The sequence below is a fragment of the Rheinheimera pacifica genome (genome assembly GCF_900108485.1).
Taxonomy (GTDB): domain Bacteria; phylum Pseudomonadota; class Gammaproteobacteria; order Enterobacterales; family Alteromonadaceae; genus Alishewanella; species Alishewanella pacifica.
Genome location: NZ_FNXF01000010.1, coordinates 1 through 12,343 on the forward strand (window position 1 = coordinate 1; position 12,343 = coordinate 12,343).

At 44.9% G+C, this 12,343-nt stretch carries 14 protein-coding genes; 1 reads left to right on the plus strand and 13 read right to left on the minus strand.

What is annotated here, in order from left to right:
- A partial coding sequence (locus BLW68_RS12920) for a transposase (protein WP_143039964.1) occupies positions 1-280 on the plus strand: 280 nt, incomplete at its 5' end.
- On the opposite strand, the gene BLW68_RS12925 is transcribed toward BLW68_RS12920, so the two are convergent.
- From BLW68_RS12925 to BLW68_RS12985, 13 genes are all read right to left on the minus strand, one after another.
- Entirely contained in the window at positions 257-604 is a 348-nt protein-coding gene (locus tag BLW68_RS12925; RefSeq protein WP_092793942.1) for a four helix bundle protein, read from the minus strand. The genes BLW68_RS12920 and BLW68_RS12925 overlap by 24 nt on opposite strands.
- Positions 605-769: 165 nt before the next feature.
- Positions 770-1,321 carry a sugar transferase gene (locus tag BLW68_RS12930; RefSeq protein ID WP_092794338.1) on the minus strand — a complete coding sequence of 184 codons (552 nt, stop codon included), beginning with the start codon at positions 1,319-1,321 and terminating at the stop codon, positions 770-772.
- A 69-nt stretch (positions 1,322-1,390) separates the two neighbouring features.
- Positions 1,391-1,699: a nucleotidyltransferase domain-containing protein gene (locus BLW68_RS12935; RefSeq protein WP_092793944.1), complete on the minus strand. Its 309-nt coding sequence runs from the start codon at positions 1,697-1,699 to the stop codon at positions 1,391-1,393.
- Positions 1,696-2,100 carry a nucleotidyltransferase substrate binding protein gene (locus BLW68_RS12940; protein WP_092793946.1) on the minus strand — a complete coding sequence of 135 codons (405 nt, stop codon included), beginning with the start codon at positions 2,098-2,100 and terminating at the stop codon, positions 1,696-1,698. Before BLW68_RS12940 ends, BLW68_RS12935 begins: the two co-directional genes overlap by 4 nt.
- A gap of 134 nt (positions 2,101-2,234) precedes the next feature.
- Positions 2,235-3,410 (minus strand): DegT/DnrJ/EryC1/StrS family aminotransferase, encoded by a 1,176-nt coding sequence (locus tag BLW68_RS12945; protein ID WP_092793949.1) that lies wholly within the window; start codon positions 3,408-3,410, stop codon positions 2,235-2,237.
- 9 nt (positions 3,411-3,419) lie between these two features.
- Complete coding sequence (locus BLW68_RS12950; protein ID WP_092793951.1) at positions 3,420-4,043, minus strand: acetyltransferase; 624 nt, start codon at positions 4,041-4,043, stop codon at positions 3,420-3,422.
- A complete protein-coding gene (locus tag BLW68_RS12955) occupies positions 4,044-4,640 on the minus strand; it encodes a sugar transferase (protein WP_092793953.1) in 597 nt (198 codons plus the stop codon).
- Positions 4,637-5,854 (minus strand): glycosyltransferase family 4 protein, encoded by a 1,218-nt coding sequence (locus BLW68_RS12960; protein WP_092793955.1) that lies wholly within the window; start codon positions 5,852-5,854, stop codon positions 4,637-4,639. Before BLW68_RS12960 ends, BLW68_RS12955 begins: the two co-directional genes overlap by 4 nt.
- The gene (locus BLW68_RS12965; protein WP_218141370.1) at positions 5,855-7,663 is read right to left on the minus strand and encodes a heparinase II/III family protein; all 1,809 of its coding nucleotides are present in this window, start codon (positions 7,661-7,663) and stop codon (positions 5,855-5,857) included.
- A gap of 11 nt (positions 7,664-7,674) precedes the next feature.
- Positions 7,675-9,804 carry a bi-domain-containing oxidoreductase gene (locus BLW68_RS12970; protein WP_092793959.1) on the minus strand — a complete coding sequence of 710 codons (2,130 nt, stop codon included), beginning with the start codon at positions 9,802-9,804 and terminating at the stop codon, positions 7,675-7,677.
- Positions 9,801-10,703 (minus strand): hypothetical protein, encoded by a 903-nt coding sequence (locus BLW68_RS12975; RefSeq protein ID WP_092793961.1) that lies wholly within the window; start codon positions 10,701-10,703, stop codon positions 9,801-9,803. Before BLW68_RS12975 ends, BLW68_RS12970 begins: the two co-directional genes overlap by 4 nt.
- Complete coding sequence (locus tag BLW68_RS12980) at positions 10,693-11,796, minus strand: glycosyltransferase (protein ID WP_092793963.1); 1,104 nt, start codon at positions 11,794-11,796, stop codon at positions 10,693-10,695. The genes BLW68_RS12975 and BLW68_RS12980 overlap by 11 nt, the downstream gene beginning before the upstream one ends.
- A gap of 6 nt (positions 11,797-11,802) precedes the next feature.
- Positions 11,803-12,339 (minus strand): serine O-acetyltransferase, encoded by a 537-nt coding sequence (locus tag BLW68_RS12985; RefSeq protein WP_092793965.1) that lies wholly within the window; start codon positions 12,337-12,339, stop codon positions 11,803-11,805.
- Positions 12,340-12,343: the final 4 nt, after the last annotated feature.

Genomic DNA, 12,343 nt, shown 5'->3' on the forward strand with positions numbered 1-12,343 from the left:
CAACAAATGGCAAACGCTATCAGCCTATTTTAAATACCCTGACTACGTCAGAACGGCTATCTACACCACCAATGCCGTGGAAGCCGTGCATCGCCAGTTCCGTAAACTGACCAAAACCAAGGGCGGATTCGCCAATGAAAACAGTTTGCTTAAGCTGCTTTATGCCGGTATCTTGCAGGCATCTGAGCGTTGGACACACCCGGTGCAAAACTGGAATCTGACGCTGTCACAGCTGTCGATACACTTCGAGGGGCGCTTAGACGCTCATATCGACCTGTGACCAAGCTGACACAGAATATTGAACACCCTCGCTGGTTACGTGCGGTTGAGTATTATCGAGGTAGCCAGTTATACATAGCAGCTCTAACCAATATTTCGCTTCCCTTGACTCTTTACTGGCAATACTCATTTTAGCGATAAAATCAGCTTTAGATTGCCCCGCCTGCGCCTCGTTGATATTGGCACCGATAGAAGTACCACAGCGCACTAACTGCTTAGACAGCACAAATTCTTTATGCTCTTTTACCAAATACTGATAAAGCCTAACAACCCGAACCGCAAACTCAAAAGCCTTGGCCAATACATTATTCGATTCAGCAGGCATTCCCAGCCCTCACAAATCCAAACCATGTAATATCTATAGCCAAAAACAAAATTTTTACAAACCAAAACTAAAAACTAACCACCCACAACTCAAACCTCAACACTAACCACTAAACACTAAACACTAAACACTCAAAACTCAAAACTCAAAACTCAAAACTCAAAACTACCTAACCCTATCCCCACTGCCCTTCCCGGCAACAGTCATAAAGATATACTTAAAATAATCCGCCAGTGTCAGGCTTTGCAGCATTTGGGCATCTGTTTCGGCCAGTAATACCGGTGTTGACATATCAATCTCATTTACTTGTGCCAGGCCGGTAATGCCTGGCCTCGCATTTAACACGCCACGCTGCTCACGTTCGGCTATTAACTCTTCCTGGTTAAATAAACAAGGCCTTGGGCCTACCGGGCTCATATCACCCCACAGCACATTCCACAGCTGCGGCAGTTCATCCAGTTTGCTCTTGCGTAAAAAGCCACCGAAGGGTGTTATTGCACTGGCGCTGGCTAAATGGCTGGCAACATTGGCAGTATCCGGTTTCATAGTACGAAACTTTACTAAAGTAAAAGGCTTTTTATTCCGCCCCACCCTTACCTGGCGGAATATCGGCGAGCCGGTATCAAATAAACCAATGAGGGTCAAAATAACCAGCACCGGAAAACCAAACACTAAGCCACAAAAGGCAAAAACAATATCCAATAAACGTATTAACATAATTCCTCTAAAATTTGCCAGCGACAACTCAACACTAACCACTGAAAACTCAACACTAAACATTCACAACTACAATGCGCGCTGATAAAACACCTTACCAAAATCCGCTATATGTTTTTTTAGATCTTCTGATAGCAGCTGATGATATAACGACACATCCATCAAATAGGGTGTATTTAACTCGTCCAACTCACGCATAACAAGACGCAAAGTATTGTCGTCGCAGGATTGTCCAAGCAACGTCAGATCAATATCTGAACCAGGCCGGTAATTTCCTTTAGCGCGTGAGCCATACAGCACCACCTGCTCAATTGCCGGGTGACGGGCAAAAACACCTTGCAGCTTAGCTACAGTTAAATCCGGCAGCCCGTGGCTCATAGTAATGGCAGCATACGAATAGCCAGCTCAGATAACGCCGGGGCATAAGCTTGCTGTACTTTGGCAAACTCCTGTTCTAAAACACGTTCATCGTAGGTATGCACAGTACGATTTCTACTCTCAATCATGTCCATCCAAACCTGTCCATCGCTAACCAATCCAAGCGAAAAGGCTAAACGACTGGCAGAGCGGGAACCGGTAATACCCTGATGCCCCTCATACTCAAGATAATCTTTCAGTACTTTCCAGGCCAATTCATGAGTAAACTCGAAACGCTGTAAAATGCCCTCTTTTATCAGTGACTCGGCATGCTCGTCGTACTGTGATAATGCAGAAACCAGCTGCCCAAGGGCTTTTTGATAGTTTTGAAACCGCTGACGCCAACGAACTTCTTCACCCATAATATGCTCCCCGGAATGTTAAAACGAACACACAAACCTTAAACTATCCCCTGATAGCCTAACATTAAGCACTCAGCCCTAACCACTGAAAACTCAACACTAAAAACTCACAACTCACAACTCACCATTAGCCACTATGCACTAGCTAGTGCCAGCACTTCCTCTAGTACCTGACAGCTTTTCGCAACTTCAGCTGCAGTCAAAGTTGGATGCACCAGCATCATAATGCTGGTTTCTCCCAGCAGTTTCGCATTTTGCAACCTTTCTGCAGGGCGCCAAGGCGTATTGTCAAAAGCCTTCTCCAGATAAACTTCCGAACAACTCCCCTGATAACAAGGCACACCCCGTGCCACAATTTCATCAACAATACGATCACGGCTCCAACCATCAGCCAGCTTATCGGGGCTGACGAAGAAATAGTGTTTGTATTCGGCATGCTGATAATCTGTCGGAACTTTAACCACGCGTAAAACCGAATATTTAGTAGCAACAGAATCAAGTTTTGCGGCATTTTGCTGGCGGGCTTTGGTCCACTCAGTCATTTTACGTAACTGAATACGGCCAATAACAGCTTGCATTTCCATCATACGCCAGTTAGTACCAAAGCTATCATGTACCCAGCGAAAACCAGGTGGATGTTCCCGCTCGTAAACCGCTTCAAAGCTTTTACCATGGTCTTTGTAAGACCACATACGAGACCACAGGGTTTTGTCGTTAGTGGTCACCATACCGCCTTCACCACCGGTGGTCATAATTTTATCCTGACAAAAACTCCAGGCACCAATATGACCAATAGAACCAACAGAGCGGCCTTTATATTTAGCACCATGCGCCTGAGCGCAATCTTCTATTACAGCAAATCCGTGTTGCTCAGCCAACATCATTATCGGTTCCATATCTGCCGGCATGCCAGCAAGGTGTACCACTATCACGGCTTTAGTGTTCGCCGTTAACACTTTTCCAATACTCTCTGCAGTGATGTTTTGGCTATTTAAATCAACATCTGCAAACACAGGGTTCGCACCAGCAGTAACTACGGAAGAAGCAGAGGCCAAAAAGGTACGAGGCGTAACAATAACATCATGACCGACCCCCACACCTAAAGCTTTTAACGCCACATCAAGCGCTAACGTACCATTACAAAGCGCGACAGCGTATTTAGCGTCGGCCCAGGCGGCAAACTCCTTTTCAAACTCACGACATTCTTGGCCGGTCCAGTAATTGACTTTATTGGACAATATAGTGTTTTTTACAGCCTCAGCTTCATCTTCTGTGAAGCTTGGCCATGGAGAAAATTTAGTGTTTAACATACCGCTCCATCACGACTTAATAATTTTGGCTGGCACACCCACCGCAGTTACGCCATCAGGCAGGTCATTAACAACCGCAGCCCCTGCCCCAACCTTTACATTCTTACCAATACGTTTTAACTGAATGGCAGAGGCGCCGATACCAATCCAACTGAACTCGCCAACTATAACTCCGCCAGCCAAACAAGCCCCGGGGCTAATGTGTACAGCATCTCCTAATACACAGTCGTGCTCTACCACCGCATTTGAATTAACAATACTAGCAACGCCAACAACCGCATCGGCATTTACCACAGCGCCAGCCATAACCACAGATCCTGAGCCAATAACAGCGGCTACAGATACCACAGCACGAGGATGAACAACAGTTGCTGCAGTAAAGCCAACAGCGATTAATTGCTGCTGCTTGGCCAGCCGGACTTTGTTGTTACCTATAGCCACAATAATGTCCGGCCTGTCATCCAAATCTAAAAGGCTTTGTGTGTTACCAACAATATCTGAATTACCGTTTCTGGTTTTCGCTGGCCAGGCATCATCATAAAAAACAATATCTTTCCATAAGCAACAACTTCGCGCTGCATCTGCAACCACCTTGCCATGGCCGCTAGCACCAATGATAGCCAAGGTCTTCATTTATTTATTGCCATTACCGGTAAATTTACTCATCGTTGCCTCGCCCACAGCAGATATACCCTCACGCACAAACACTTTCTTAACTGTCATAAATAATATTTTGATATCCAGCCACATACTTCGGTTATCAACATACCAAACATCCAGTTTGAACTTATCTTCCCAACTAATCGCATTGCGGCCATTCACCTGCGCCCAGCCTGTGATCCCTGGCTGAACGTCATGCCGTCTTGCTTGCTCAGCTGAATATAAAGGCAAGTATTCCATCAATAACGGACGTGGGCCGACTAAACTCATATCGCCTTTTAGCACATTCAAAAGCCCTGGCAGCTCATCTAAGCTGGTAGAGCGTAAGATGCGGCCAAAGCGGATTAAACGTTGTTCATCTGGTAGCGGATTGCCAGCTTTATCTGTCGCGTCCAACATCGAACGAAACTTAAGCATGTTAAAAGGCTTACCGTTTAAACCAGGGCGAATTTGTTTAAACAGCACTGGTGAGCCGAGTTTGCTACGAACTAACAACGCAACGAGAACAATGGCAGGCCAAAGTGTTGACAGCGCAATGAGCGCAATAATCAGATCAAAAGCCCTTTTCATGGCACTACCTCAGTCACCCATTTTACCCATTCATCAGCAAGCTTATCGCGATTGAACTGAGTTTGAGCTAACTGTTTAGCCCGCGCGCCCATTTGCTTTAATTCGTCCCTATTGGCCGCAGCCTGTTCTAACGCATCAGCAAAGGCGGAGATATTATCTGGCGGCACTGCAAAACCACAACGTTCTTGCTTGATATAGTCAGCAAGCCAGCCTGGATAATTATTTAACACAGGTAAACCCGAAGCGATGTAATCGAAAAACTTATTCGGTGAGGTGCCATAGTAAAACGCCGGTATATTCGCCAGTAATTGCATGCCTAAATCGGCACTTGCCATTAAACCTGCCAACTTCTTTTTATCTACCGGATCGTGGAAAATAACATTGTTCAGCCCAAGCTGTAATGCCCGCGCCTGCAATGCAGGCTTCAATTTACCCTGACCTATCAGTACCAGCTTGATATCATCGCGCCCGCGCCTCTTCAGTTCGGCTGCGGCATCTAAAGCTGCATCCAGGCCATTCGCCATACCATGGGTACCGGTAAATACCGCCATCAGGTCTTCCGGCTTTACTCCCTCCGGCCGCCATGGCGAATCATAGTTTTCAAAGATCGACAAATCGCAACCGTTGGGTATAGCACTGATTTTCTCCTTCGCAACGCCTCTTTTCGCAATCCCCTCTGCAATACCTGGTGCTAAACCAATACAGCGATGCGCAGAGCGGTAAGACAGCCACTCTAAACACGACATAGCAAGCAACAGCATGGGGTTTTTAATCACGCCCATTGCCTTTGGCAATTCCGGCCATAAATCGCGAACCTCAAATACAAAAGGCTTGCCGCGTAACCAGCGGGCAAAAATACCCGGGATGCCTGCGGTTAACGGCGTAGTTGTAGCAAATACCACGTCATATTGCTCTTTTAACGCTAAACTGATACTTTTAAGCGCAAACTGTAAGAAAACTCCAGCACGTTTTAAAAAACCATCACTGTTGGCGTAGGCCAGATCAAATTCGATAATATCTATGCCATCGACATTACCTGTTCGCTTGCCGCTGATAAACTCTCCGCTTAATCCTGTTTGCCCGCCGCTATAACTGCCGCACACCATAGTTACCTGGTGACCTTGCTCAACTAACCGACGCGCCATCTGATAGGAGCGAATACCGGCAGCCCCCTTAGGTGTAGAAAAATGTTGATGAAAATACAGCACTCTCATTTAAAAAAACAACTCCGTGGTAAAAATCCCAGGTTCGGTGGTATGCAGTTCAAGCACAGGTAAAGGGGTACTTTGCAGGTAATAGCGCGACTCCTGCCCCTCACAGAGCCGCAAGGTAAACTCACTCTCTGATGTTATGTTCAAGCTGATCTGGCCATTAGTAACTGAATTCCCCTCTAAAACCCAATCGCCCGGCAGTAAGCGCCATCGAATAACTGCGTTAAGTTTAAAACCTGCCAACTCGTCATTAACTGTTAATAGATTATCAGCAAGCATCACTTCCCGCTTGTGGCTGGCACCTTTGTAATCGGTATAGCCCGCGGCAAAGCTAACACTGGAGTCGCTGATACGCAGCGGCTGCAAATAGTTTGTCTTTAACCATTCGCCAAACAAGAACCGGCTAAGCTTTGGCATCTGATCACGGTTATCAAACTGAGCAGTGTTATGGCTGGCAGTACCTGAGAAATAGCTTACCATTTCAGGCGTTGAATTATAGCTGTAACTCCCGCCATCACGCAGCACATTAACACCCGCCAGCCAAAAATCCAGATGCAAGGCATCGGCCTGCCCCGGCCTGAAGCAAAAGCGCGGATAACGTAACAAGGCTTCAGCATTGTTATGCCTCAGTACAGCATAACCACCATTGTCGAACTGCTGACTATCGGGCGCGCCCAGTCCAGCCACTGGAGAGGGCAATCGCAACCATTTTAAAGGAGCATTCCAAATACCATCGCCTGCAAAGGCCTGTTTATTTAAAAACAGCGCCGACGCCAGCTGCACACTGGGGCGGCAATCCCGATAGTCACTACCTGCAAGTGGAATTAACCTGGCACCATCATTCGCACCAAGGTTTGCCACATCACCAAAGGCAACACCCGGCATGTTATAAAGCCACAGTGTTGCGGCAGCTAATCTAGTTTGCAACTTTGTAGAGAAAACTGGCAAAGACAAACTGCGGCGCCATACTTCAGCAAGAGCATAAGTATCCAGCATAACCCGATGATAGGTAGCAGAGTACTGGCTAAAACTACCATCATGCTCTATTAAACATTTTGCTCGGTTTTCCAACCAATTCCGGCCCAGCTTTTGCCATCTGTCAGCATCAGGATGGTTATATAGCGCTAACCAACTACCGCCAATAAATAACGCCGCAGCTTCTGAAGTACCGTGATTGTTATCCTGACCTATCGCATAACGGATTGTTGGCGCTATTCTCGCCAGATGAGCAGCTATAAGTTGTTGCAATGCTGTAGTTGTCAATTTTTGCTGTTGCAATAATAAAGCAGCAAGCGCCAGATGCATCACCCGAATTGAGGCTTCCTGGCCACATTTCCAATTAGGCCCCAGATAGGCTGGGTTAGAATTTATCCAGTCACGCAACCATTTGTTGCATTTTTCGAGGGCAGCAGTATCGCCCGCGCAGGCTTGCTGCATAAAACAAATTACCCAATCAAAGCGCGAAGCTTCCCAAACCGTTTTAATATCACCTATATCAGCCGCAAAATCTGGTATATGCCACCAGGGTTGATCTGCTGTTATAGTTTTGCCAGTAAAACAGTTTTGTTGCCAATTCGGCGTATCTTCAGCCTGCTTGATATACCAGCCAAAAAAGCAATGTTGACTATTCCAGCTATCATTCGCCGGTAATAATTTTCTGGCGCTTGCGGCAATGGGTATGAAAAAATCATCATCGCCAATAATGGCTGTTAAGCGCTTTACCGGGTTAATACCTAATTTTATACCCAGCCGATACGTAAATACCCGCCATAAATTGACAGCCCCCAAGTCAAGCGCTGCTTTTGCTTTCATGATAAGTGACATTATTGAGCTCGTAACTGCTCTGCAACCTGAATGGTGACCCGAGCCACTTCAAACAATTCACTTATAGCAATAGGGCCGGGAGTACCATGCTTTATGGCATCTAAAAATGCCGCGGCACAAGCGTTTTGACCTTTATCCTGTTTCCATAAGTTCAGCTTATTAAAACCTGGCCAACCAAAACCTTTTAACTTAATAAAATTATCTAACTGCAATACCCTGCCAGCAGTGAAAACCTCAACCCGTTCTTTTGGAAAGCTTGCTGCACCATTAGCAAAATAATTGATAGTGCCAAAAGAGCCATCAGCAAAGCCTAAAATAATAGCGGCTTTATCTTCAGTAATCTGCTGGTGTGGATTGTCCCCCATACGGCGAGCTTGCACTGAAACAATTTCAGTACCAGCCAGAAAGCGCATTAAATCAATAAAATGACAAGCCTCACCAATAATTCGTCCACCGCCAATCAAATTATCCTGAGTCCAGTGATCAGCTGGAATTCCACCGGCATTCATTGTCATAATAAAAGACTTGGGCTCTTTTACTGCACTTAGTAAGGCTTTCATCTTTTGCACTTGCGGTGAAAATCGCCGGTTAAAACCTACCATCAGTTGTGGTTTTATAGCAGCGACCTGATATGCGCTTTCAACCTGAGCCAGCTCTTCAGAAGTAATTGCCAATGGCTTTTCGACAAACACGTGCTTGCCTGCTTGTAAAGCATCTATAACAAACCGGCTGTGGCTGTTATGTCTGGTAACGATAGCGACAGTATTAATGTCAGGATTATTGATCATCGCTGCAGTATCAGTGGTGGCATGCGAAAAACCAGCCTTCTCACCATGTACCACGCCATTAATACCACCAGAAGTTGAAATGGTGTGCAACTGCGCACCTGCGGCTTTAAATGCCGGAATTAACATTCTTGATGCATAGTTACCGGCGCCGACAAAGCCGACTACCGGCGCACTTTTAAAAAAAGTGGTTTCAGCGGATAACACAACGCTATCGGCGTGGCGGCTGCCAGGCTCACTGCAATACTGCAGTAAAATACCTAATGCTGTTTTGTCATTGGTCAGAATATCGTATGCATCAATCGCCTTCTCAAACGCAATTTTATGGCTGATTAGCGGCTTAACATTCACCACACCTGATGACATCATATCGAGAATTGCAACGAAGTTCCGCTGCTCCGTCCACCTGACAAAAGCTTTTGGATAATCATGCCCCTGCTCTTCATAAGCAGGGTCATAACGGCCTGGACCATAAGAACATGAAACCTGAAAAGTAAGTTCTTTCTCGTAGAAATCTGCACGGTTAAGCTCTAATCCAACCACGCCAACCAACACAATGCGCCCGCGTTTACGGCTCATTCTAGCGGCTTGAGTTACCGGATCATTAGACTTGGTTGAAGCAGTAATAATTACCGCATCAATGCCGTCACCACCACTAAACGCCATACCCGCAGCAACAGGGTCTTCACCCTGCCCGGGGTTGCAGATTTCAGCACCAAATTGTTTAGCTAATTCCAGTTTTGACTGGTCGTAGTCAATAGCCAGCACCCGGCAGCCCTGGGCACGCAACATCTGCACAGTCAGCAAACCAATCAGACCTACGCCGGTAACAACAACACTTTCGCCCAACGTAGGCTGAACTAAGCGAATGCCCTGCAGACCAATACTAGCCACCACCGTAAATACGGCTTCTTCGTTGCTAACATTGTCCGGAACTTTCGCGCACAAGTTCTTTGCAACTCTTACTACGTCGGCATGAGGTCCGTTTGATAACACCCGATCGCCGGGCTTAAAGCCGTCAACCCCACGACCAACTTCAGCCACTACACCTACATTGCAATAGCCTAATGGTAAAGGCTGGGCAAGCTTCGATTTAACAGCATCCACTGTGGTCATCAAGCCGTCAGTTTTTACTTTTTCCAGTACCATTTTCACTTTTTCAGGCTGCTGCCGGGCTTTATCAATCATTGACGCCTTGCCAAAATCTACCAAGCTACGCTCTGTGCCAGCGGAGATCAGTGTAATAGCGGTATCAATTAATACAGTACCCGAACTCACCTTTGGAGCTGGTGCTTCAGCTATTGTAGTGCCGCCTTTAGCCATGTCTTGCAGAATTTGTTTCACTCTAACATCTCTTTTAACTTAGTTTTTAACTGTTCAAAATTACCATACGGGTAAATAAAACAATCAGACGGACGAGGCGCAGCATCAGATGCGAGGACCTTGCATCCAAAGTGAATAGCCTCACGAACACAAACACTGTCACCATCATATGGTGTCAAACGAAGACAAATAGCACCTTTCCTAAACACTGGCCACAGTTGCTTTTGCCCTGTAAACAGACATAACTTACCTTCTTTGACAAATCTTTCAATATCGCTAACTAAACTAGCAGGCATATCAGCAGGATTGTAATCCGCAACCGCCAAAAGTAGTTTTACATCATCCACTCGCTTCAATAGCTCAACACTATCGTGGATACCGTAGACATCTGTTTCATTATAAGGAATGAACTTCCAGGCTGAATTGACAACAAAAACACCTTCTTCTATAAAATCCAGCACTTCTTGACTATAAGAACTCAATATACTATTCAGCTCATTTTCGTCAGGGACTATAAAAGGTGAAACCACATCTACAGTAACGCCATCGGGATAGAACTTTTTAAGCTCTGGCTTAACAACATAAACTTTAAATGCGCGCTTTATAAAAAACAATAAAACCTTCTTTTTAAATCCAACGTAATGTCTGGAAGCGTTATGATCAATAAAAATACATCTACTCAACTTACCAAAAATAAAAAAAACGAACACAACTAGCAAGTTTAAACTATTAACCTCATACATATCAGCTTCAGATCTAAACAAATCAAACGGAAAAAACCGATCCGAAAAGTCTAGCTTCTCGACAGCCGCCCCCTGCGCCTTCAGCAGAGACAAGCGCCTTGAGACATAGATACTTACGCCTCCAACCGGTGGCGGATAGCGGCCTGCAACTGACACTTTAAGATTCTTAACACTCATTATTTATAATATCCAAATACTTACAAACCGCCACTTCATCTGCATAATTATATGAAGAATATAACTTAGCATTACGACATAAATTATCATATTCTTCTTCAGGAATATTTAAGGCAACATTCAAAGCATTTGCCAAACTCGATGGATTACTCAGGTCTACCAGGAAGCCAGAGCAAGACTCTTTTACAATTATAGGATGATCGTTAATATTGCCAAGTATTACTGGAGTTCCTGCCGATAAAGCCTCAGCAACTGCATTGGCAGATGATTCGAAACGAGAAGGATGCAACAAGAAAAATACTTTACTTAAAATAGTTTCAACATTACTAACCGGGCCATGAAAAATCAGATTATCTTGCAATCCGTTAAGCAGAAGTTTTTCTCTTGCAATATTCAATTCAGAAGACTCGTAAATATGACCATACCAATTAATAACCGGAGGATCTGACTTGAACCTTACTTTATAATCAATAATAGAATCAACAACATAAGAGAAATTCTTGAATGGTGTTGTATGTGAAAAAACAGCGAAAACCTTCTCGCTATAGGTAGCACTGTTTTTAACGACATCATGGAAAACTTTAGGCACCGCATTAGCAATGTACCTGACTTTTTCTGAACCAAACCTGGCCGCAAGCACCTCTGTTTGCGCGATAGAGTTCGAAGTAATGAAGTCACAAAGTTTATGAAGGTTTTGCTTGACAAAGTATCCGGGACCTTTCTTCTGTAAAGCCAGAGAACTTCGTTCAGAATAGCAGAGCGTTGTCTTATGAAAATAAAGTAAAGATGCTAGCTCCAAATATAAACCGGGAGTATCTAAAAAACCAAAAACTGCTTTATATCTGTAATTATAGAGCAAATATAGAATCTTAAAAGGAACAGTAATACCGAGCTTTGTTCGTTTAGAAAGCTCATGCACTACAACTTCGCTCCGCAGAGCATATCGATGATGATCATATTGAGGATAATATACAACAATATGCACATTAAAACCTTTGTTAGAAAGGCCATTCGCAAGGTTGACGACCTGCCGTTGAGCGCCGCCGGAGCCGAAATGGTCAATAACAAAAAGTACATTTTTATTGTCAAGCATAGTAATTCAACTTGGGTTCTTCTTAAAAATAACTATACCAGGCGATATAACTGCCACGGAGTTATCAGGCACATCCTGATTCACAACTGCATTCGCACCAATAGAGACATTACTCCCGACAAATATCTTCCCAAAAACTTTGGCTCCGGGAGCGATATAGACATTATCGCCAATAACCGGCACACCACGCTTAATCCCTTTTCCGGATACGCCAATAGTAACGCCTTGTGAAATACTCAAATTTTTACCCGCCTTAACTTGGCTGGAAATAACAATACCACCATTATGGCCAATATAGAGTCCGGGGCCGATATCAGCAGCTCTGGGAATTTCTATGCCCCATTTACTTCGCATGCGATGATACTGCAATAGGTAAAACGGTTCTAATAAAATGCGTGTGAAAATGTTTTTCTGTGACAACCATTGGCCAAACCGATAAGTAACAACAGCATGACATCCGGGGGTACGATAGCACCCTAACACCTTTTTCAGCCTCCCGCCGTCGACTAACTCATATGTCCGTAACAAATCGTCTTTAAGCATAGTA